Source organism: Rhodoglobus vestalii, assembly GCF_006788895.1.
GTDB lineage: Bacteria > Actinomycetota > Actinomycetes > Actinomycetales > Microbacteriaceae > Rhodoglobus > Rhodoglobus vestalii.
Map to the genome: position 1 here is coordinate 228120 of NZ_VFRA01000001.1, position 22263 is coordinate 250382.

The window sequence follows — 22263 nt, forward strand, 5'->3', positions numbered from 1 at the left end:
CATAATAGACATGTGTCCACAGCTGCCCTCAACCGCTCACTCGGAGCCCAGTCTGTCCAACGACCGAACTCTGTTGCGGTCGGTACCATCGTGTGGCTGGGAAGCGAGGTGATGTTCTTCGCCGGGCTTTTCGCCATTTACTTTACTCTCAGATCCACTTCGCCGGGCCTGTGGGCTGAGCAGACCGAAAAGCTTAACGTGCCATTCGCGACGACGATCACGGTTATCCTCGTGCTCTCGTCAGTGACGTGCCAGTTTGGTGTCTTTGCCGCCGAACGGATGCAAGTCAACCGCACCGGCAAGCTCCTGCAGTTTTGGAAGTGGGGAATGACGGAATGGTTCTTCCTGACCTTCGGAATGGGCGCGGTCTTCGTCACGGGCCAGGTTTACGAGTACGCGGTTTTGGTCTCCGAGAACGTGAGTCTCTCGAGTGACTCGTACGGTTCAGCGTTCTACATCACAACCGGATTCCACGGACTCCACGTTGCCGGCGGGCTTATCGCCTTCCTTCTCGTGATCGGTCGCGGATTCGCTGTCAAAAACTTCGGCCACAAAGAGGCGACCAGCGCGATCGTCGTTTCTTACTACTGGCACTTCGTCGACGCGGTCTGGATCGGCCTCTTCGCAATCATCTACCTGCTCCAATAAGAAACGGAATAGACGTAATGGCAACAAAGGCAGTCCGCGCGTCACGCAGTTCACGATCTGCGGGGCGACGCCATCCTCTCGCGACTGTGGCACTACTGGTCGTCGGACTTGTGGGAACGGGCGGCGCGTATGCGCTGTTCACCTCGAGCGCAACAGCAGAGACTAGCGTCTCCGCTGAAGCTCTTGTCGAAGAAGGCGGAAAACTTTTCGCCGCAAACTGTGCGACATGTCACGGGCTCAACCTTGAGGGCAGTACCCAGGGGCCCATGCTGATTGGCGTGGGAGCAGCATCCACCGACTTCCAAGTGGGCACCGGTCGTATGCCGCTGGCCTACTCGGGGCCACAGGGCGAGAAGAAGCCCGTGCAGTTCACAGAAGAGCAGATTCAGGCGCTTTCCGTATTCGTCGCCTCAAAGGGTCCCGGTCCTGCAATTCCTGCTGACATGTACCTCACGGGTGAGGGCGATGTTTCCAACGGAGCCGAGCTCTTCCGCGTCAATTGTGCAATGTGTCACAACGTAGCGGGTGCCGGTGGTGCACTCACCGAGGGAAAGTACGCGCCGGGACTTTCCGGAGTCACTCCCAAGCACGCCTACGAGGCAATGCTGACGGGGCCACAAAACATGCCAGTATTCAATGACGCAAACCTCTCTCCTGAAGAGAAGGCCGACATCATCACGTACCTCAAGTACCTGGACGAGACACCTTCCGTAGGTGGATTCACCCTCGGTTCACTCGGGCCCGTCTCCGAGGGCTTGTTCATCTGGATTTTCGGTCTGGGCGCGCTCGTGGCGATCACGGTCTGGCTCACGGCTAAGTCAAACTAGTTAGCGGCCGCTACACAGCGGACGGTTGAAGGGATAAGAATGGCAGACGACCACGGCGATACCGCCGGCAGCACGGCTGCGGGTACGGACGTCGCGCAGAATAGAGCACCTGCACACAGTGCCGGTACCGCTGTCGTCCCAACCGCCGAACTACTCAACCCCGGGTTCCCGCCGTACCGCCCACGCGTGACGGATCTCGACCCCAAAGTCGATAAGCAGCAAGAACGACGTGTGTCCGCGCTGTTCTTCGTTTCCATCATCGGAAGCGTGCTGGCTGTCGTTGCCTACATCGTGTTCCCGATTGAGCCGGGAAACATGCAATCGGTGCGCAACAACACGCTATTCCTCGGTCTCGGAATTTCGCTCGGATTGCTCGGCATTGGTATCGGTGCTGTCCATTGGGCTAAATCGCTCATGGAAGGTCACGACCTCGTTGAGCAGCGTCACGGTACCCGCGGCAGTGAAGAGACCCGCGCCAAGGCAATCGAGGTGTTCACGCTCGGAAACAAAGAATCTGGTTTCGGCCGTCGTACGCTCCTGCGCAACACCCTCATCGGGGCTCTAGTTGTTACCCCGCTGCCGGCAATCGCCCTCTTCCGCGACCTCGCGCCCGCCGAAGACCCGGTTGGCCTCCTTAAGTACACATTTTGGGAACCTGGTATGCGCCTCACCCGCGACCCCAGCGGTACCCCGATTAAGGCTTCCGACCTTACCCTCGGCTCCGCTTTCCAAGTGATTCCCGAAGGTCTCAACGACTCTGAGCACCGCATCGAAGAGAAAGCGAAAGCTGCTGTTCTTCTCGTGCGCCTCAAGCCACAAGAGTTGGAAATTTCTGAAGGCCGCGAAAACTGGAGCTACGATGGAATTGTCGCTTACTCCAAAATTTGTACCCACGTGGGTTGCCCGGTTGCTCTCTATGAGCAACAGACCCACCACCTGCTGTGCCCGTGCCATCAGTCGCAGTTCGACATCAAGCGCGAAGCAGCGGTGATCTTTGGACCCGCAAAACGTCCACTTCCTCAATTGCCGATTTCGGTCGACTCAGAGGGCTACCTCATCGCTACCAGCGACTTCATGGAGCCCGTCGGACCGAGTTTCTGGGAGCGCAAGCTATGACAACCACACCCACCCGGGACGTGCAGCAGAAGTCGCGCGGACAGCGCTTCACGTCGGCCGCAGCCAACTACGTTGACGAGCGCACGAGCATCTCCGGTCTCGTCAAAGAGGTAGGTCGCAAGATCTTCCCTGACCACTGGTCCTTCATGCTCGGCGAGGTTGCTCTCTACAGCTTCATCGTAATTCTCCTCTCGGGAACGTTCCTGACGTTCTTCTATGAGGCGTCAATGGTAGAAGTCGAGTATGACGGTTCCTATGCACCCCTTAAGGGCATCGAGATGTCTGTCGCAATGGCATCAACACTCGATATCTCGTTCGATATCCGCGGCGGCCTCCTTATGCGCCAGGTTCACCACTGGGCAGCGCTACTCTTCGTAGCAGCCATTGGTCTGCACATGCTCCGCGTGTACTTCACCGGAGCATTCCGCAAGCCCCGTGAGATCAACTGGTTCATCGGATTCGTTCTCTTCATCCTCGCCATGGCGGAGGGTTTCACCGGCTACTCACTCCCCGATGACCTGCTTTCCGGAAACGGCCTGCGCATCATTGACGGAATGGTCAAGGGAATCCCGGTCATCGGAACGTGGATCTCCTACCTGTTGTTCGGTGGTGAGTTCCCCGGTGTCGATATCGTGAGCCGTCTCTATATCCTGCACATCATGTTGCTCCCGGCACTTATCATTGCTGCCATCGGCGTTCACATGCTGCTACTAATCATTAACAAGCACACCCAGTTCGCCGGCCCCGGCCGCACCAACGACAACGTCGTCGGCTCGCCCGTGATGCCTGGCTTCGCTGCGAAGGCTGGTGGATTCTTCTTCATCGTCTTTGGCGTCATCACCCTGATCGCTTCGACGTTCTCCATCAACCCGGTGTGGGTCTATGGCCCCTACGACCCCTCCCCTGTCTCCGCAGGTACGCAGCCTGACTGGTATATCGGATTCGCTGACGGTGCCCTCCGAGTCGTCCCTCCTGGATGGGAAACTGAATGGCTCGGGTACACCTGGTCCTTCAACATCATCGCTCCGTTGGTGATCCTAGGACTCTTTATGGCCATCGTCGCTTTCTATCCCTTCATAGAAGCGTGGATTACAGGCGACAAGCGGGAGCACCACATCGCTGACCGTCCACGTAACGCCCCCACGCGAACAGCGATCGGCGCCGCCGGCGTCACGTTCTACGCAGTTCTCTGGGCCGCAGCAAGCTCGGACCTGATAGCGACGCACTTCAAAGTTTCTATCGAAGGTGTGATCCACTCCTGTCAGGCTCTACTCATCTTTGGACCGATAATTGCCTACCTCATCACGAAACGTGTATGTATTGGTCTCCAGAAGAAGGACCGTGAAATTGCGCTTCACGGTTTTGAGTCCGGGCGGATCGTCCGCTTGCCGCACGGAGAGTACGTTGAAGTTCACGAGCAACTTGATGAATACGAGCGCTGGAAGCTTATGTCATTCGAGGACTACAAGCCCCTGACGGTTCGTCCTAATGCAGAGGGAAAGATCACCGTGGGGCAACGAGTTCGTGCATCGGCCTCACGCTGGTTCTTCGAAGACCGTATTGCACCCGCAACCCATCGTGAACTCGAACGATCAAAGGAAGAGCAGCACTAGTTCTCTCTCGCACAACACTTCTGGGCCTCAACGGTAGCTACCGTCAAGGCCCAGAAGTCGTTAACCGGGTGCGCTCTGGATGCTCGGGAGCCGTTGTTCACTGGTCCACCAGGGAACCAAACGTTTACAGCCCACAACCCACAGCACACAGCACACAGCCCACAACCCGGAACCTGTGGTGACCCGCGGCACAGTCGATGCCAAGTTCAACTTGCTCGACCTAACGTCGCTACAGGTGCGGCCGCACATCAACCAAGTGAGGCCGTGCTTCAGTCGAAAACGCGCTTCAGAAAGTCAGCGGTTGAGCGGTAACCAATTCGCTCGAAGAAGTCAGCCGAGCCGCGGCTGGGAACCGTCAACTGCCGAACACCACGCTCGAGACACACTGCCTCAACTGCCTCAACTAGGCGTGTTCCGATACCCGAACTCTGAACTGAACCATCAACGACAAGCTCTTGTAGCTGCGCAGAGCTGCCGTTGGTGTGAAGTAGGTGCGCTACAGTCGCGAAGGCATAGCCCACAACGCCCGTCTCCGGCTGCTCAGCGACCAGCATGAGCGTAGCCGCCTCATCGTCAATGGCGTGCACGAAACTGGCGTCAAATGCCGCACGATCCGGTGCGTATTCTGTGCCTAGCTGCTTGAGGAGCTCGAAGACCGAGCCCGCATCAGCAGCAGTCGCAGATCGAATCTGCATGGATTTAGCGTGCGAAGTATCCGCGGTAGTACTCATACGTCCACCCTACGAGGCTGACAACCAAAATTCCGCCACCAATAAATGCAATCCAGGCTCCGGCTGCAACTCCCAAGAACACCAATGACACGGCCGCCGCCAACACAATGGGCCACCAGCTCCACGGGCTGAAGTGGCCTTGCTCAGCGTCACCGTCTTCGATGTTAGCGTCGAGACGATCTTCCGCTAGCTCGCCACCTTGAGCGTCGTGCACCTTGCCCAGATAGAAGGCAATAAGCGCCCACAAGATTCCGCTAAGAAGTAAAGTAATCGTTCCGACCCACTCAACTCGTTGATGCGCCTGATCGAGCAGCGACCACACCGTGTACAGCCCGGCAAGGACCATAAAGAACGCGGTGAGTATCCAGTAGAGCTTGACGTTGGCTTTCATGAGTTATTTAACCTTCTCATCCGCAAGATCATAAACGGGTGCATCCGGAGCATCCTTGCCCGGACCAATTCCCACCGGGATACCCGCTTCCGGGTGGTTGAGATCGAATGCCGGGGATTCTGAGCGAATCCGCGGGATCGACGTGAAATTGTGGCGCGGTGGTGGGCAGCTAGTTGCCCACTCGAGTGAACGCCCAAAGCCCCACGGGTCGTTGACCGTCACCCGGGGCGCCTTACGCGCCGTGATGTAGACGTTGTAGAAGAAGGGAATCATAGACACCGCGAGCACGAAGGACCCGATTGTCGACACCTGGTTCATCCAAGTAACACCGTCTTCTTCAAGGTAAGTGCGGTACCGACGGGGTAGCGCCATTACCCCTGCCCAGTGCTGAATAAGGAACGTCATGTGGAACCCGATGAAAAGCAACCAGAAGTGAATCTTGCCCAGACGCTCGTTCAGCATCTTTCCGGTCCACTTGGGCCACCAGAAGTAGAAACCGCTGAACATTGCGAAGACGACTGTTCCGAACACTACGTAGTGGAAGTGGGCAACCACAAAGTAGGTGTCTGAGACGTGGAAATTCAGGGGCGGGCTGGCCAGAATCACACCAGTCAGCCCACCGAACACGAAGGTGACGAGGAAGCCGATTGCCCACAACATGGGGGTCTCAAAGGTAATTGAGCCTCGCCACATTGTGCCTACCCAGTTGAATATCTTCACGCCTGTCGGTACGGCAATGAGCATTGTCATGAGAGCGAAGAACGGGAGCAATACCGAGCCCGTGACGTACATGTGGTGGGCCCAGACTGTAACTGAGAGCGCGGCGATAGCGACGGTGGCATAAATGAGAGTGGAGTACCCGAAAATTGGCTTGCGGCTGAAGACCGGGAGGACTTCTGACACGATCCCAAAGAACGGGAGAGCGATGATGTAGACCTCAGGGTGTCCGAAGAACCAGAAGAGGTGCTGCCATAAGATCACGCCACCGTTTGCCGGGTCGTATATGTGCGCACCCACCATTCGATCCGCTCCAAGCCCGAAGAGCGCGGCGGCCAAAACCGGGAACGCCATCAGAATAAGAAGCGACGTCACGAGAGTGTTCCAAGTGAAAATGGGCATGCGGAACATTGTCATACCTGGTGCACGCATCGTGATGATCGTCGTGATGAAGTTCACCGCACCCAAAATGGTTCCAAAACCACTCATGGTGAGGCCGAAGACCCACAAGTTTCCGCCGAGACCGGGCGAGAATGTTGTGCTCGAGAGCGGCGCATAGGCAAACCAGCCGAAGGATGCTGCACCCTGTGGAGTAAGGAAGCCTGCAACGGCGATGAGAGAGCCAAAGCTGTAAAGCCAGTACGCGAACGCGTTTAGTCGGGGGAAGGCAACGTCTGGGGCACCGATTTGAAGCGGCATCAACACGTTCGCAAAGCCAGCGAAGAGCGGCGTAGCGAACATGAGCAGCATGATCGTGCCGTGCATTGTGAACAGCTGGTTGTACTGTTCACCCGTGGCAACGATCGAAAGTCCAGGTTGAAAGAGCTGAGCGCGAATGACAAGCGCCATGACCCCACCGAGGAGGAAATAAAAGAAAGAGGTAATCAGGTACATGTACCCGATGGTTTTGTGGTCAGTCGAGGTGACCCAATTCACCAAGACATTGCCCTTTTGTTCGACGCTCATGAGCCCTATTCCTCGTCGCTGCTGCCGTTGCCGGGCAAGTTTTGATTCACGTTGTAGTCAACGCCTAATTGACCCTCGAAGCCAGCTGCACGCTGCTCTTCGATGTATTCGTTGTACTCGGACTCGGAGACGACCTTGACGGTGAAGAGCATGAGCGAGTGAGACTCACCACACAACTCGGCGCACTTGCCTTGGTACGTGCCCTCCTTGGTCGGAATGAAGTACATGTAGTTGCTCTTGCCAGGGATCATGTCTTTCTTGTACAAGAAATCGACCACCCAGAAGGAGTGAATCACGTCACGCGATTCAATTTTGATTTCTACCTTCTTGTCGACAGGAAGCACCAGCTCTGGCAACGAGTCCACGTTGATCGTGCCATCGGGGTTGAAATCGGCCTGAACGCCGGCGCTGTAAACGTTGTCGTTGGTGTAGTTGAAATCCCACGCCCAACGCTTGCCAATGACTTCAATCGTGACATCAGGGTTGACCTCGACCTTTTCAATCGCTGCCTGGTCACGAGCGGTGAATGCGAAGAAGCCAAGCACGAGAATCAGAGGCACGATCGTGTAGAAAATCTCAATCGGCAAGTTGTAGCGCAATTGAACCGGGAGACCCGTTTGACCGCGACGACGGCGGTACACGACCGCGACCCAGATAATGAGCCCCCACGTAATGACGCCCACAATGAGCAGAACGATCCACGACGTAACCCACAGGCCCATGATGCGGCTCGTGTGGTTAGTGGTGTCGGGGTCGCCTGGCATCCAACCCTGAAGCTGCTCCTGCGTGCAACCGGTCAGGACCAACATCGTGACCAGAGCGACAGGGATTGCTGCCCATCGAATTCGGCGGTTAGAGCGCACCTGGGACCTCTCGAAGAACACGGACTAATACCGTTCTAGTCTATAGGAGGCTAGAGGTGGTGATGATTACCGGCTCGCCTGCACAAGCGAAAAGGTGCGCCATTCCGGCGCACCTTCTCAAGAAATTGTTGTGAAATTAGTTAAAGCTGTCACCACAAGCGCAGCTTCCTTCAGCGTTCGGGTTGTCGATAGTGAAACCCTGCTTTTGGATCGTGTCTTCGAAGTCGATGCTCGCTCCATCAAGGTAGGGAACACTCATCTTGTCCAGAACGACTTCGACTCCCTCGCCGAAGTCGACGCTCACATCGCCGTCAAGAACGCGCTCGTCGAAGTAAAGCTGGTAGATGAGCCCCGAGCATCCGCCCGGTTGAACAGCCAAACGCAGGCGAAGGTCGTCGCGACCCTCTTGCGACATCAGGCTACGAACCTTGTCCGTGGCGACCTCGGTTAGCACAACTCCATGGGCGGCAGTTTCAACAACGGTTTCAGTCATGGGTCAATGCTACGCCCGTCGCTCCAATTTTGCGAGCAGAAGCGCCTCAGTCAGGATTGCGCGTTTAAACACACCAAGGTGTAACGACTCATTGGGGCTGTGAGCCCGCGATTCAGGGTCTTCAACTCCCGTAACCAATATCTGAGCATCCGGAAACACCTCAACAAGATCAGAAATGAACGGAATAGATCCACCGATGCCAGTTTCAAGCGGTTCATTACCCCACGCCTCAAACATCGCTGTCTTCACGACCTCAACCGCCCAGCCACTGGTATCCACCAAAAAAGGACTGCCACGATCGACATCAGAAATCTCAAGGTGAGCCCCAAACGGCGCATGTGCCTCAAGGTGCGCCTGCAGAGCGTCGAATGCGTCGTCCGGATCTTGACCGGGAGCAATACGTGCACTGATCTTCACGGTGACCCTCGGTGCCAAAGTATTGGATGCATTCATCACCGTCGGTGCGTCGATTCCGGTAATCGTGATCGCGGGTTTGTGCCACAGGCGACTCAACACTGTGCCAGTGCCAGCCGAGGACACGCCGTCGAGCAAGCCAGCCTCGTGCCGCAGCTTCTCTTCGCTGTAATCGGGCGTCGCGCCTTCGCGAGTGGATAGACCATCAACCGCGACCGCACCATTCTCGTCGTGCAGAGTCGCAAGGAGCTTAACGGTGGCGAGCATTGCATCAGGCACCGCTCCCCCAAACATTCCCGAGTGCGATGCGTGAGCCAGCGTCGACACTTTGAGCTTGAACGTGACGTTGCCGCGCAAGCCAACCGTGAGAGACGGCGTATGGATGTCCCAGTTGTCGGAGTCGGCGACCACAATCACATCGGCGGCGAGCTTTTCGCGGTTCTCGGTGATGAAATTAGCGAACGAACGCGACCCGAATTCTTCTTCGCCCTCAAAGAAAGCCACAAGCCCAAGATCGAAGTCCGTGCCGACCGCTGCGACAAACGCACGGATCGCCGCAACATGAGCCATGATGCCTGCCTTGTCGTCCGCGGCGCCGCGACCATAAAGGCGATCACCACGCACCGTCGGTTCGAACGGTGGCGAATGCCAGTCCGCGTCCTGTCCGGGGGGCTGCACATCGTGGTGCGCATACAAAAGGATGGTCGGTTTGCCGTTCTTGGCCTTACGCGTTGCCACCAATGCCGGATGCCCGAGGGTTGTCTCGTCAATCGGTGCACGCGCCAGTTCGACCCTGTCAAAGATGCCGATACCCTCGATCAGGACCTTCGCCGCCTCAGCGCTGCGACTAACCTGCTCGGGGTCGAAACCGTCCCACGAAACTGACGGAATCCGGACCAGAGCTGAAAGCTCTGCGATTGTTGCCGGCATTGCTGCGATAACAGCCTCAGAAAGCACGGAGAGCAGGGGGTCAGAATTATTTGACGCGAACGTCGGCTGCAGCGGATGAGTCATACGAGTAATCTTAGATCGACACCAACGCAAGGAACCCAGTGGTAAAAGCATCTTCGACCGGTAGCGACTCGACTCCCGACACCCCGCCTGACAATGAAACTGTCATCGGTAAGGGACGCCCGACACCCACACGCAAAGAACGTGAGGCCGCCAACCTGCGCCCTCTGGTCTCTGACGACCGCAAGGAAGCCCGTCGCCAGGCTCGCACTCAGACGCAGGCAGCGCGCGAACGAGCGCGAATCGGTATGGCCAATGGCGAAGAGAGGTACCTGCCGGCCCGTGATCGCGGGCCGCAAAAGCGGTTTGTTCGAGACTATGTTGACGCACGATTCAGCGTGGGTGAACTGCTCATTCCGGCAATGTTTATCGTCATCATCCTGACCCTCTTTCCCCAACCAGAGGTGCAGATCTTTGGGCTGTTTGCGCTCTGGGGCTTCTTTCTGATCGCCACGATCGACGCCATTCTGCTCGGGCTGCGACTTCGTCGAAAAGTAGCCGAAAAATTCGGCGAATCACGCGCGGAAAAAGTTCGCTGGTACGCGGCAATGCGATCACTCCAGCTGCGCATCATGCGCCTTCCCAAACCACAGGTGAAGCGCGGGCAACACCCCAGCTGACCTGCAAGCCCAGAGCGACCGGCGCGAATAGGACTAGTCGGCGCGTTGGGCGTCCAGTATCCTCGCGAGTTCGCGGTTGATGGTGCGAGCCCACAACGGGCCGTAGTAAAGAAAGCCGGTATAACCCTGGACCAGGGTGGCACCTTCGCGCAAGCGCTGGGCGACATCCTCCGCAGTTTCGACCCCGCCAACAGAGATCACGCAAAACTCGGAAGGAACAACGGCGCGAATTACTCGCAATAGTTCTAGCGACCGCGCAGCGACAGGCTTGCCCGATAAACCTCCGGCACCAGCCGCATCGACGATATGCGATTCTGTCGCCAGACCTTCGCGCGAGAGTGTCGTGTTTGTCGCGATGATGCCGTCGAGTTCATCGACAGCAAGCTGCGCGATCGCGGAAGCTTCGGCGTCCGAGACATCGGGAGCAATCTTCACGAGCACCGGGGTTGCACCGGCGGCAGCCTTCACGGCAGTGAGCAGTGGTTTCAACTTGTCGATCTCTTGTAGTCCGCGCAGCCCCGGAGTGTTTGGCGAACTCACATTGACAACAAGGTAGTCAGCCAAGGGCGCGAGCGCTCTCGTGCTTGTGAGGTAATCGTCAATAGCATCGTCGACGGCAACGACTCGCGACTTACCGATGTTCACGCCTATCACCGGCCGTTGTGATCGCCGTCGTGCGCGCTCAACCACCTTCGACGCCGCGAGAGCGCCAGCGTTGTTGAAGCCCATTCGGTTGATAACACCTCGATCGGCAATAAGCCGAAAAAGTCGTGGCTTGGGGTTCCCCCGCTGTGGTAACGCGGTAATGGTGCCTACTTCGACGTGACCGAAACCTAATTGGCCAAGCCCGCGAATGCCTGCGCCCGACTTGTCGAAACCTGCCGCAACGCCGAAAGGCGATTCGAAGCTCAGGCCCAAGGTTTCAACTCGCAGTATCGGGTCCGGGGTGCGCTGCAATAAACGACCGATGCCCAGCACCGGAAGAGCTCGAATTACTGAGAATGCCAGCGAATGAGCAAACTCGGGATCAAGGCGTCTGAGAACGTTGCGAAAAAGGAACTCATACATGGGAAACGGCACTCTCAGCGTTAGAAGAAGATGGACACAAGATGACCGAACTACGCGGTTGTGCCGTGGTCCAAGCGAAGCTGGCTGATCGCCATATCAAAATCTTCGAGTGAATCGAACGCCTGATAGACACTCGCGAAACGTAGGTAAGCGACCTCGTCGAGTTCGCGCAGGGGCGAGAGAATCGCCAAACCGATTTCGTTCGCATCAATTTGAGCCGCGCCCGTGGCACGAATTGCCTCTTCCACTTTTTGAGCAAGAACAGCAAGATCGGTATCAGTGACTGGTCGTCCCTGGCACGCTTTGCGCACGCCGCTGACGATCTTCTCACGACTGAACGACTCGACGACTCCATTGCGCTTGATCACGTTGAGTGATGCGGTTTCTGTTGTCGAGAACCTCCTGCCGCACTCGGGGCATTGTCTGCGCCGTCGAATCGAAAGACCATCGTCACTCGTGCGAGAGTCAACAACCCTGGTGTCGGGATGCCTACAGAAAGGGCAATACATAGTGCCCTAAGCGTAGCCGGTTACTACTCGTGGAACCGTGCACTCACGGCCGCGCCGTGAGCAGGAAGATCTTCCGCGGTACTGAGCGCGACAATGTGCGGCTCAAGGGCACGAAGTGCCTCTTGGCTATAACGGACCACCTGCTGGGGCCGCAGGAACGTATACGCACCGAGCCCCGACGAGAACCGTGATTGCCCGCCGGTGGGAAGCACGTGATTAGAGCCAGCGAGATAGTCTCCCAGACTCACCGGGGAATGTGACCCAAGGAAAATTGCACCAGCGTTGTCGATCATGTCCAGCACGCTGCCCGACTCCTCGGTCTGAATCTCCAAGTGTTCCGGACCGTAGGCATTACTCAGCGCAGCGGCCGCCGCCATATCACTCACCAACACGATCGCCGACTGCTGACCGTCGAGGGCAATTCGCGCACGCTCCGAATGGCGCATTTCAGAAAGCTGTTTGGCGAGTTCGGTGCGCACAGCATCAGCGAGATTTTCTGAGTCCGTAACCAAGACCGCAGAAGCAAGTTCGTCATGCTCCGCCTGGCTCAACAGATCTGCAGCCACGAGCCTGGCATCAGCAGCCGCGTCCGCGATGATCAGAATCTCCGTTGGGCCAGCCTCTGAATCGATACCAACGATGCCACGCACCGCTCGCTTGGCCGCAGCGACGTAGACATTGCCCGGGCCAGTGATGATGTCAACGGGATCGAGACCTAAATCAGGAATTCCATACGCGAACGCACCGATCGCTCCAGCGCCTCCCATTGCATAAACCTCGTCGACCCCTAAGAGGCCTGCGGCCCCAAGAATTGTCGGATGCACGGTTCCCCCGAAATTGCGCTGGGGAGGTGACGCGAGAGCCACCGACGACACGCCGGCCACTTGAGCGGGCACAACATTCATCACGACACTCGAAGGGTAAACAGCCTTTCCGCCGGGAACGTAAAGGCCAACCCGATTGACAGGTTGCCACCGCTGTACAACCTCTGCGCCATCGCCCAACTCAGTCATGATCGGCGGAGGCACTTGGGCCTTGCTCGCGGTGCGGACACGGTCGATAGCAAGCTCGAGAGCCTCGCGCACGGCCGGCTCAAGTGCTCGTGTTGCTCGATTAATTTCGTCAGCGTGGATGCGCACTCGGTCAGGTCGTACGCGATCCAATCGCTCAGCCTGGTCGAGCAACGCCTGCTCGCCTCGCTCACGAACGTCGTCGATTAGCAGCATCGCTGTAGCAAAAGCGGCGGATACATCCAACTGCGCACGAGGGATGACGCGGGAAAGGTCAGCGCGGCTCGAAGTGGCGGCGCGAAGATCGATTGTATTCAGCAACATGGCTCCCCCATGTTAGTTCGTTCTGTACGAGGAATTTCTGCGCGCCGATTAGGCTTGAGGTTGAGGATATGGATAATTCAGCAGCAACAATCGGCATCGACGCGTTCAAGAGCGCCTTCAGACGTCACGCGGCTGGTGTCGCAGTCGTGACGTCGATCGCACCCGACGGTCGCCCTGTGGGATTCACCGCAACGTCGCTAGCGTCGCTGGCGGCCGTTCCCCCGCTGGCAACCTTCAATATGGCGCAGATATCGAGCTCTTGGCCCGCCATCACCGTGGGCAATCTGGTCGCGATTCACATGATCGGGCCGCGAAGCCGCCACCTCGCCGAACGCATGGCCGCCGACCACGATCTACGCTTCGTTGGCGATCACTGGCATGCCGACGACAGTGGCCTGCCACTGCTCGATGGAGCGACCGCCATTGCGATTGGACGCATCATCGACGTGCATCCCGTGCATAATAACGCCGTGGTGGTAGTCGAAATCGATCACGGCATTCTGGGTGACGAAGACGAAGCCCTGATTTACCACGAACGCGCCTACATGCGCCCGCACAGCCTCGACAACTAAGTTCCTCTGACCCGCTCAGTCAGCAACCAGCCCGGTCGGCGGCCAAGCTCCGCAGCCGGGGCTGCGCCGCGTAGAGGCCCCCTTTTTCGGCTACCCCAGACATCCCGGGCCGAGAAGGGTCTTAAGCTCGCCATAGAGATCCGCAGAAACTTTCACCCGATAGGGAACTTCGAAGACTCGAGCAACGTCATCGCGCACGAGACGTAACCGCACCTCGACTTCGCCAGAATGCCGGATGAGAACATCGCTGAGCCCCAGGACCACGTCAGTCGTAGCCCGTTGTTCATTGATCGACACCACGATCGGACCGGATCCTAAGCTTGGACCCAGTTCGGGCGAGAACATGCTGACCGCGTGCAGATTCATGCCATCATCCCGTGCACTAGCGCGCCCACGCACGACAACGATTGAATCGTTGATAAGGCCAGGGGCAAACTCCTGATACGTCTTTCCCAAGAACATGACGCTGATCTCGCCGCCAAAATCCTCCACTGTCACAATGCCGTACTGGTTGCCGCTGTTTCGGGCTACACGGTGCTGAACACTCGTCACCAAGCCCGCGATGGATACATGCTCGCCATCGGAAACCACATCACCAGACAAAACCTCGGTGATCGTCGCATCCTGATGCTTCGCTAGCTGCAACTCCAGCCCGGATAGCGGGTGATCAGAGACATAAAGCCCCAACATTTCGCGCTCGAACGCAAGCTTGTCGCGCTTTGACCACTCTGGTCGATCGGGAACACCATCATCGCTTTCGTCGAAATCAAAGATGCCACCGAACAAATCAACTTGACCGTTTGCCTCGTTGCGTTTGAGGCTCACCGCTGAGTCACATGCATCTTCGTGAATCTCAAGCAGACCCCGGCGGGTAGCTCCAAGAGAGTCAAAGGCGCCCGATTTAATGAGCGATTCCACCGTGCGCTTGTTGGCAACCTGGATGGGGACCTTGCGCAAATAATCGTGGAACGACTCGAAGCGCCCCTTTTCGGTGCGAGCCCGTACAATCTGTTCGACCACCGACGCTCCAACGTTCCGAACTGCGCCGAGGCCAAAGCGGATGTCACCGACGACGGCGGTGAAGTTGACGGTCGACTCATTGACGTCGGGGGCCAACACTCGGATCCCCATGCGGCGGCACTCGCTCAGATACATGCCCAACTTGTCTTTGGAGTCGCCAACGCTCGTGAGAAGCGCGGCCATGTACTCGGCCGGGTAGTTAGCTTTGAGGTAAGCGGTCCAGTAGCTGAGTACGCCATAGCCGGCGCTGTGTGCCTTGTTGAACGCGTAGTCGGCAAACGGCATGAGCGTTTCCCACAGCACTTTTACCGCTTCCTTGCTGAAGCCGTTCTCGAGCATTCCGCTCTCGAATCCGATAAACTGCTGGTCGAGCTCTTCTTTTTTCTTCTTGCCCATCGCGCGACGCAAAACATCTGCTTGGCCAAGAGTGAACCCGGCGACTTTCTGAGCAACCGACATGACCTGCTCTTGATAGACGATTAGTCCAAATGTGGTGCCCAAAATCTCGCGGAGCGGCTCTTCAAGCTCTGGATGGATAGCATCGATGCCCTCAAGTCTGTTTTTGCGCAGAGCATACTTCGTGTGAGAGTTCATTCCCATGGGGCCAGGGCGGTAGAGCGCGATGACGGCAGAAATGTCTTCGAAGTTGGTCGGCTTTAGCTGCTTGAGCAGCGCCCGCATCGGTCCGCCATCGAGTTGAAACACACCCAGGGTATCGCCGCGAGCGAGCAGGTCATAGGTTTTCTGGTCGGCATCGAGATCGAGGTCCTCGATCACGAGGGGTGACCCTGTGTTCGCTTTGATCATGGTCAGTGCGTCTTCGATCACCGTGAGGTTCCGCAGACCCAAGAAATCCATCTTGATGAGGCCAAGACTCTCGAGTGGCGGCTGATCGAACTGGGTAATGATGGCGCCATCATCTTCGCGACGCATGATCGGAAGGACGTCAAGCAATGGTTCAGCCGAGAGCACGACACCGGCCGCGTGAACCCCCCACTGCCGCTTCAGCCCCTCGAGACCGACCGCAGTCTCGAAGACTTTGGCGGCGTCGGCGTCGGTATCGACGATCCCGCGAATATCTGCTGCCTCTTTGTAGCGTGCTGCGTCTTTGTTGCGCACGTCGCTGAGGGAAATGTCCTTACCCATAATTGCGGGCGGCATAGCCTTGGTGAGTTTCTCGCCTACCGAGTACGGCATCCCCAGCACGCGCGCAGAGTCCTTGAGCGCCTGCTTGGCCTTGATAGTGCCATAGGTGACGATCTGTGCGACCCGGTCGTCCCCATATTTTTCCGTGACGTAGCGGATGACTTCGCCTCGTCGCCGATCATCAAAGTCGACATCGACGTCGGGCATTGATACCCGCTCGGGGTTCAGAAACCGCTCAAAGATGAGCCCGTGCGCTAGCGGGTCTAGTTCGGTGATTCCCACCGCGTATGACGCCATCGAGCCAGCCGCAGAACCCCGACCTGGACCGACCCTAATGCCCTGTGCTTTAGCCCACTGGATGAAGTCGGCGACCACTAAGAAGTAGCCTGGGAACCCCATCTGCTGAATAACATCCACCTCATACTTCGCCTGTGCGAGATGCGCCTCAGACGGAACATTGTTGAAGCGCTTATTCATGCCACGGGCGACCTCCTTCTCAAACCACGTTGCTTCGGTCTCCCCCTCGGGCACGGGGAACCGGGGCATGAGGTCGCGACCCTCAAAGCTGATCTCACAGCGCTCCGCGATCAGCAGAGTGTTGTCACAGGCCTCGGGATGTTCGCGGAACAACGAACGCATCTCAGCCGCTGACTTGAGGTAGAACTCGTTCGAATCGAACTTGAAACGGTTGGGGTCATCAAGGGTCGAGGCTGACTGCACGCAGAGCAGCGCCGCATGAGCGGTGGCATCGTGGGAGTGCGTGTAGTGCAAGTCGTTGGTGGCTAGTAGCGGCATCCCCAGTTCCTTGGCGAGCCTGAGAAGGTCCTGCATCGTGCGACGCTCAATATCGATGCCGTGGTCCATGATTTCGGCGAAGAAATTCTCCTTGCCGAAAATGTCTTGAAAATCGGCAGCGGCCTGGCGCGCTTCGTCGTACTGACCGAGACGAAGTCTTGTTTGCACCTCGCCTCCGACACATCCGGTGGTGGCGATAATGCCTTTCGAGTACTGGCTGAGCAGCTCTCGGTCCATTCGGGGCTTAAAATAGAACCCCTCAATCGACGCCGTCGACGACATTCGGAACAGGTTGTGCATGCCCTCATTGTTTTGCGACAGCAAAGTCATGTGCGTATACGCACCGCTGCCGCCGACATCATCGCGAGTCTGATGGCTCCCGCCCCAGCGCACTCGCGTTTTATCTCCGCGAGCCGTGCCCGGCGTAATGTACGCCTCGGTCCCGATAATCGGTTTGATGCCACGCGCGGTGGCCGACTTCCAGAAGTCGTAGGCACCGAACATGTTGCCGTGATCGGTGATCGCAATCGCCGGCATGCCCTGTTCAACAGCGGCATCGAGCAATGGCCCGACACGCGCAGCACCGTCGAGCATCGAGTACTCGCTATGAACATGCAAATGCACAAACGAGTCGTTATTAGCAGCCACAGACACTCCGAATTCTTTCGAAATCAAGCCTAAGCCAGCGCCGCAAACAGACTCTAACTGACGCGCCCTAGTCGGTGCGAAGCACCTCAAGTGCAGCCTGAAGGTCAGACGGATATCGCGACGCGAACCGCACCTCTTCGCCGGTCGCTGGATGTGTGAAACCCAGTTTGTGGGCGTGCAGCCACTGGCGGGTCAGTCCAAGCTTGGCTGAAATCGTGGGGTCGGCCCCGTACATGCTGTCGCCGACACACGGATGCCGCTGCGCAGCCATGTGCACGCGGATTTGATGAGTGCGCCCGGTTTCAAGGTGAACTTCAACCAACGCAGCAGAAGGGAACGCTTCGAGCGTCTCGTAGTGAGTGATGGAGTCTTTGCCACCAGCAACAACAGCGAATTTCCAGCTCGACCCCGGATGCCGACCGATCGGAGCATCGATAGTTCCCGATAGTGGATCAGGATGCCCCTGCACAATTGCGTGATAGATCTTGTCTACTTGTCGATCGTGGAACGCACGTTTGAGGGCGGTGTACGCCACTTCCGACTTCGCGACAACCATCAGCCCACTTGTTCCCGCGTCAAGTCGGTGTACAATTCCCGCCCGCTCAGCAGCTCCCGACGTTGAGATTCGATATCCAGCGCCGGCGAGAGCTCCCAGCACGGTAACGCCATCCCATCCAACCGATGGGTGGGATGCGATCCCGGGAGGTTTGTCGACAACGACAATGTGCTCATCGTTGTAAATGATGCCCAGACTGTCAAGCACAACCGGAACGATCTGTGGTTCTGATTTGGAGACCCAGGATACTTCGAGCCAGGCAGCTGCGGCGAGACGGTCAGACTTACCCACTTCCACCCCATCCATTCTCACTCCCCCTGCTTGTGCGACTTCCGCGGCAAAGGTGCGTGAGAATCCAAGGAGCTTCGCTAGAGCGGCGTCTACGCGCTGCCCAGCGAGCCCTTCAGGAACCGGCATATTACGGGTTTCCACTACTGCTCCTCGAATTTCTCACTGGTGAAGGTGTGGTCATAGCAAAAGCCGCCAGCAGCGGCGGCGGAGCGGAAGCTCTCACCGGGCTGCTGACGGCGTATGCGAAAAACTAGTTGCTCGAGAAACCGGTGAAGCTTGCCGGGGGCTGCTGTGCCGGCTGCGGGGCTGCGAAGCCTTGAGAGGGCATGTGACCACCTGCTGGCTGCGCAAGGGGAGCAGGCTGCTGACTCGCAGGCGTTTGGGGTTGCGGTGTTTCGGGTTGCGATGTTTCAGGTTGCGCTCCGGCCGACACAAGGTTGGCGGAGTCAAGCTCGTGGAGCTGACCTTCAATGTAGCTCTTGAGCTTTTCGCGATACTCCCGCTCAAAGCTGCGCAGGGAGTCGATGCGTGCCTCAATCGCTTCACGCTCTTGCTTGAGCGAACCCAGTTGGGCACGTTGTTCAGACTCCGCGTCGGCAACGAGTCCGGCAGCAGATGCCTGACCTTCGGCAATCAAAGCGTCGCGTTTGGCTACGCCTTCACGCACGTGTTCTTCGTGCAGGCGGCGCGCGAGCTGGAGCAAGTTATTGGTGCTGTTGGTGTCGTCGAGAGCAGAGGAAGCTGGCTCCGGAGCGGAAACTGCTGGCACGGCAGGTGCCGGAGCGCTCTCGATTGCCGCAGCCGCAGACGCCGGCGGCGGTGCGTTGCTGACCGACGACTGCTCGTGTGAACGGGACTCGGCGGCAGTGAGACGCTGACGGAGCTCCTCGTTTTCCTGATTCAGACGGCGCAGCTCAACGACGATCTCGTCGAGAAAATCGTCGACATCATCTTGGTCGTAGCCCTCGCGGAACTTCGTTGATTCAAACCGTTTATTGACCACATCTTCTGGAGTCAAAGTCATTTGCTCTACCTCTAAAACTTTCTTTCAACGTATACACAACGTTTAACGTTCGAGTCACATCGTAATGATGAAACCTGATTAGATTCCGCATGTCTTCTGATAAGGGTACATCTGCACCCGTCGGTTCTAAAAGCCCCGTAACACAGAGGTCAGAATAATGCAGACAAGCATGACTAACATCCACGACAAATCGAGGGCTCCGTTGCCGATTCGAATCATCGGGACAACCTTGCGAACGGCTTTGATTGGTGGGTCGGTGATCGTAAAAACTGCTTCAGAAAGCACGAGTCCGAAACCGCTGGGGCGCCACCCGCGCGCGAAGACGACAACGAGATCGAGAATAAATCGACCCCACATAGCAAACATGAAAAGGGTGATGGCGTAATAAGCCACCAAGGCAATAATCGAAACCGGGTTCACAGTTCTAGGTTACCCGCCAAAACCGTTTACGATGCTCACAGTTCCCGCAGGGCAAAAGATCGACCTGCTCCCGTGCGAGATCCCTAATCAGCTAATCCGCACCGGGTGCAGCTACTGGGCAAAGAACGAGGCGTCAACGTCAGACTCAACCTCAGCCTGCTCACCACTGACCACTACGTGTGCTGGTGAAAGCAGGAAGACTTTGCTCGTTACCCGTTCGATTTTCCCGTATAGCCCCTGCGAGAGTCCGCTTGCGAAGTCGACTAGGCGACGAGCATCCGACTCGCTCATCTGCGAGAGATTGATGATCACCGGGATGCCCTCGCGAAAGTTCTCCGCAATAAGTTGAGCGTCTTTGTACTGTCGTGGATGCACTGTTAAAATCTCGTTCATCTCTGCCTCCGCAGTGCTGGGTGCAGCGCGACGCAACGGGGTAACGGGCGCGCGGTTAGAGCTCGCTGGTGGGTGTGTCGCGGTGACGGGGGCAACCGGTGAAACCGGGCCCTGCCGGTCTTCGTAGTCTTCATCGGCGAGGCCGAGGTAGACCATTGTCTTGCGCAGTGGGTTGGCCATGATAATCCTCCGAATGGTGAAACTTCTGCTTCGAGATTAACCATGGTCGGGTCGTTTTCCCGTGATTGCCGTCCCAATGCGAAGGTGTGTCGCGCCTTCGGCTATGGCTTCAGCGAAGTCCCCTGACATTCCCATTGAGAGTGCCTGGGCATCCGGATGCCGTGCCGCGATACCTTCAGATAGGGAGCGCAGTGCAGAAAACGCTGGCCGAGGGTCCTCACCCAGCGGCGCAACAGTCATCAGGCCTCGGAGTTTCAGCCCAGCGGCGTTCTCGACGCGGTCGACGAAGCTATCGAGATCGCCTAGAAGCACTCCCCCGCGACCCTGGTCGTCGGTGAGATTCACCTGCACGAACGCGTCAAGCGGAACGACAGACTCGTCATTGGTGAGTGCAGTGATCAGGGAATCGCGATCAACCGAGTGGATAGCGTCGCAGTAGGCCCGCACCTGACGTGCCTTCTTGCTTTGCAGCTGGCCCACGAAACTCCAGCGTGCATCGAGGTCTGAAAGCGCAGCAACTTTTGGTTGAGCTTCCTGATGACGACTCTCACCGAAATCACGAACGCCGAGATCGTACAACTCGCGCACGAGAGAGGCAGGATGAAACTTGGTGACAACGATTCGGGTGATCAACGCGGGATCACGAGATGCTTGGCGCGCGGCATCCGCAATCTGGTCATCGATAGTGCTGAGTCGTTGGCCCAGAGAGGGCAGGTCAGGCATGACTGCTACTTCAAGAAGTCAGGCACGTCGAGATCGTTGTCGTTCTCTGCGTCATCGTCGAAACTGCGGTCGATTGTTGCCGCGGGCACCACCGCGGGCTGCGACTTCCACTCCGTGTCTCTGTCGGCTGGTTTTTCTGCGGCGACGATGTGCTCGGCCGATGCTTCAGGGACAACATAGTTGGTGCGGCGGCCTTCGGCAGGCTTCGAGGAAGGCTCGCCACCGTCGAATCCTGCCGCGATGACAGTTACCCGCACCTCGTCACCGAGAGTGTCGTCAATGACGGCGCCGAAAATAATGTTGGCTTCAGGGTGCACCGCCTCCTGAACGAGTCGTGCAGCATCGTTGATCTCGAAAATACCGAGGTTGGACCCGCCCTGAATGGACAGCAAAACGCCATGTGCTCCATCGATGCTGGCTTCAAGAAGCGGCGAAGCTACTGCGAGCTCAGCTGCCTTGATGGCGCGGTCGGCTCCCCGCGCGGAACCGATTCCCATGAGCGCAGAGCCTGCGCCCTGCATCACCGATTTGACGTCGGCAAAGTCAAGGTTGATCAGACCGGGAGTGGTGATGAGGTCGGTGATTCCCTGAACGCCGGCAAGAAGAACTTGATCGGCGGTCGCGAACGCTTCGAGCATGCTGATGCCGCGGTCACTGATTTCAAGGAGACGGTCATTCGGGACGACGATGAGGGTGTCAACTTCGTTCTTGAGAGCATCAACGCCAACCTCTGCCTGCGAGGAACGTCGCTTGCCTTCGAATCCGAACGGTTTGGTGACAACACCGATGGTGAGCGCACCAATTGATTTGGCTATCCTCGCCACTACCGGAGCGCCGCCGGTACCGGTTCCGCCACCCTCGCCAGCGGTAACAAACACCATGTCCGCACCTGCGAGGGCTTCTTCGATCTCTTCGGCATGGTCCTCTGCAGCACGGCGGCCGACCTCGGGGTCAGCGCCTGCGCCGAGCCCACGGGTTAGTTCACGACCGACGTCGAGTTTGACGTCGGCGTCGCTCATGAGCAGCGCCTGGGCGTCGGTATTGATCGCAATGAACTCGACGCCTCGCAGGCCAAGCTCGATCATTCGGTTGACGGCGTTAACTCCGCCACCACCGATGCCGACTACCTTGATGACGGCGAGGTAGTTCTGGTTTGATGTCACGTTCGGCCTCC

The 22263-nt window shown here is 57.6% G+C and carries 22 protein-coding genes; 6 read left to right on the forward strand and 16 right to left on the reverse strand.

What is annotated here, in order from left to right:
• Positions 1-12: 12 nt before the first annotated feature.
• The 4 genes from ctaE to qcrB are packed head-to-tail and all read left to right on the forward strand — an operon-like array spanning position 13 to position 4204.
• Entirely contained in the window at positions 13-648 is a 636-nt protein-coding gene (gene ctaE / locus FB472_RS01125; protein ID WP_141989291.1) for an aa3-type cytochrome oxidase subunit III, read from the forward strand.
• 17 nt (positions 649-665) lie between these two features.
• On the forward strand, positions 666-1475 hold the full coding sequence (gene qcrC / locus FB472_RS01130; RefSeq protein WP_141989292.1) for a cytochrome bc1 complex diheme cytochrome c subunit: 810 nt from the start codon (positions 666-668) through the stop codon (positions 1473-1475).
• Between the two features lie 39 nt (positions 1476-1514).
• Positions 1515-2591 (forward strand): cytochrome bc1 complex Rieske iron-sulfur subunit, encoded by a 1077-nt coding sequence (gene qcrA, locus FB472_RS01135; RefSeq protein WP_141989293.1) that lies wholly within the window; start codon positions 1515-1517, stop codon positions 2589-2591.
• Positions 2588-4204: a cytochrome bc1 complex cytochrome b subunit gene (qcrB, locus tag FB472_RS01140; protein ID WP_141989294.1), complete on the forward strand. Its 1617-nt coding sequence runs from the start codon at positions 2588-2590 to the stop codon at positions 4202-4204. Before qcrA ends, qcrB begins: the two co-directional genes overlap by 4 nt.
• A 269-nt stretch (positions 4205-4473) precedes the next feature.
• Here qcrB and FB472_RS01145 read toward each other — a convergent pair whose 3' ends face one another.
• From FB472_RS01145 to FB472_RS01170, 6 genes are all read right to left on the reverse strand, one after another.
• The gene (locus FB472_RS01145; protein ID WP_141989295.1) at positions 4474-4899 is read right to left on the reverse strand and encodes a GNAT family N-acetyltransferase; all 426 of its coding nucleotides are present in this window, start codon (positions 4897-4899) and stop codon (positions 4474-4476) included.
• A gap of 4 nt (positions 4900-4903) precedes the next feature.
• Complete coding sequence (locus FB472_RS01150; RefSeq protein ID WP_141989296.1) at positions 4904-5326, reverse strand: cytochrome c oxidase subunit 4; 423 nt, start codon at positions 5324-5326, stop codon at positions 4904-4906.
• Positions 5327-5329: 3 nt separating this feature from the next.
• Positions 5330-7009 carry an aa3-type cytochrome oxidase subunit I gene (ctaD, locus tag FB472_RS01155; RefSeq protein WP_141989297.1) on the reverse strand — a complete coding sequence of 560 codons (1680 nt, stop codon included), beginning with the start codon at positions 7007-7009 and terminating at the stop codon, positions 5330-5332.
• A 5-nt stretch (positions 7010-7014) separates the two neighbouring features.
• Positions 7015-7872, reverse strand: coding sequence for an aa3-type cytochrome oxidase subunit II (gene ctaC / locus FB472_RS01160; protein ID WP_215730361.1), 858 nt, complete (start codon positions 7870-7872; stop codon positions 7015-7017).
• 136 nt (positions 7873-8008) lie between these two features.
• Positions 8009-8365 carry a HesB/IscA family protein gene (locus FB472_RS01165; RefSeq protein ID WP_141989299.1) on the reverse strand — a complete coding sequence of 119 codons (357 nt, stop codon included), beginning with the start codon at positions 8363-8365 and terminating at the stop codon, positions 8009-8011.
• Positions 8366-8374: 9 nt separating this feature from the next.
• The gene (locus FB472_RS01170) at positions 8375-9793 is read right to left on the reverse strand and encodes a dipeptidase (protein WP_141989300.1); all 1419 of its coding nucleotides are present in this window, start codon (positions 9791-9793) and stop codon (positions 8375-8377) included.
• A 38-nt stretch (positions 9794-9831) separates the two neighbouring features.
• Between FB472_RS01170 and FB472_RS01175 the strand changes: the two genes are divergently transcribed.
• Positions 9832-10410: a DUF3043 domain-containing protein gene (locus FB472_RS01175; protein ID WP_141989301.1), complete on the forward strand. Its 579-nt coding sequence runs from the start codon at positions 9832-9834 to the stop codon at positions 10408-10410.
• A gap of 33 nt (positions 10411-10443) precedes the next feature.
• Here FB472_RS01175 and FB472_RS01180 read toward each other — a convergent pair whose 3' ends face one another.
• The 3 genes from FB472_RS01180 to hisD are packed head-to-tail and all read right to left on the reverse strand — an operon-like array spanning position 10444 to position 13321.
• A complete protein-coding gene (locus FB472_RS01180) occupies positions 10444-11478 on the reverse strand; it encodes a quinone-dependent dihydroorotate dehydrogenase (RefSeq protein ID WP_141989302.1) in 1035 nt (344 codons plus the stop codon).
• A gap of 50 nt (positions 11479-11528) precedes the next feature.
• Positions 11529-11987 carry a transcriptional regulator NrdR gene (gene nrdR / locus FB472_RS01185; protein WP_141989303.1) on the reverse strand — a complete coding sequence of 153 codons (459 nt, stop codon included), beginning with the start codon at positions 11985-11987 and terminating at the stop codon, positions 11529-11531.
• Between the two features lie 23 nt (positions 11988-12010).
• Positions 12011-13321, reverse strand: a complete 1311-nt coding sequence (hisD, locus tag FB472_RS01190) for a histidinol dehydrogenase (protein ID WP_215730362.1) — start codon at positions 13319-13321, stop codon at positions 12011-12013.
• A gap of 68 nt (positions 13322-13389) precedes the next feature.
• Between hisD and FB472_RS01195 the strand changes: the two genes are divergently transcribed.
• Positions 13390-13893: a flavin reductase family protein gene (locus FB472_RS01195; RefSeq protein ID WP_141989304.1), complete on the forward strand. Its 504-nt coding sequence runs from the start codon at positions 13390-13392 to the stop codon at positions 13891-13893.
• A gap of 90 nt (positions 13894-13983) precedes the next feature.
• On the opposite strand, the gene dnaE is transcribed toward FB472_RS01195, so the two are convergent.
• From dnaE to ftsZ, 7 genes are all read right to left on the reverse strand, one after another.
• On the reverse strand, positions 13984-17448 hold the full coding sequence (gene dnaE / locus FB472_RS01200) for a DNA polymerase III subunit alpha (RefSeq protein ID WP_246078253.1): 3465 nt from the start codon (positions 17446-17448) through the stop codon (positions 13984-13986).
• Between the two features lie 121 nt (positions 17449-17569).
• Positions 17570-18490, reverse strand: coding sequence for an RluA family pseudouridine synthase (locus FB472_RS01205; RefSeq protein WP_141989306.1), 921 nt, complete (start codon positions 18488-18490; stop codon positions 17570-17572).
• 109 nt (positions 18491-18599) lie between these two features.
• A complete protein-coding gene (locus FB472_RS01210) occupies positions 18600-19373 on the reverse strand; it encodes a DivIVA domain-containing protein (protein WP_141989307.1) in 774 nt (257 codons plus the stop codon).
• 126 nt (positions 19374-19499) lie between these two features.
• The gene (locus tag FB472_RS01215; RefSeq protein ID WP_141989308.1) at positions 19500-19793 is read right to left on the reverse strand and encodes a YggT family protein; all 294 of its coding nucleotides are present in this window, start codon (positions 19791-19793) and stop codon (positions 19500-19502) included.
• Between the two features lie 111 nt (positions 19794-19904).
• The gene (locus FB472_RS01220; RefSeq protein WP_141989309.1) at positions 19905-20366 is read right to left on the reverse strand and encodes a cell division protein SepF; all 462 of its coding nucleotides are present in this window, start codon (positions 20364-20366) and stop codon (positions 19905-19907) included.
• 36 nt (positions 20367-20402) lie between these two features.
• Positions 20403-21089: a YggS family pyridoxal phosphate-dependent enzyme gene (locus tag FB472_RS01225; RefSeq protein ID WP_141989310.1), complete on the reverse strand. Its 687-nt coding sequence runs from the start codon at positions 21087-21089 to the stop codon at positions 20403-20405.
• A gap of 5 nt (positions 21090-21094) precedes the next feature.
• The gene (ftsZ, locus tag FB472_RS01230; RefSeq protein ID WP_141989311.1) at positions 21095-22252 is read right to left on the reverse strand and encodes a cell division protein FtsZ; all 1158 of its coding nucleotides are present in this window, start codon (positions 22250-22252) and stop codon (positions 21095-21097) included.
• Positions 22253-22263: the final 11 nt, after the last annotated feature.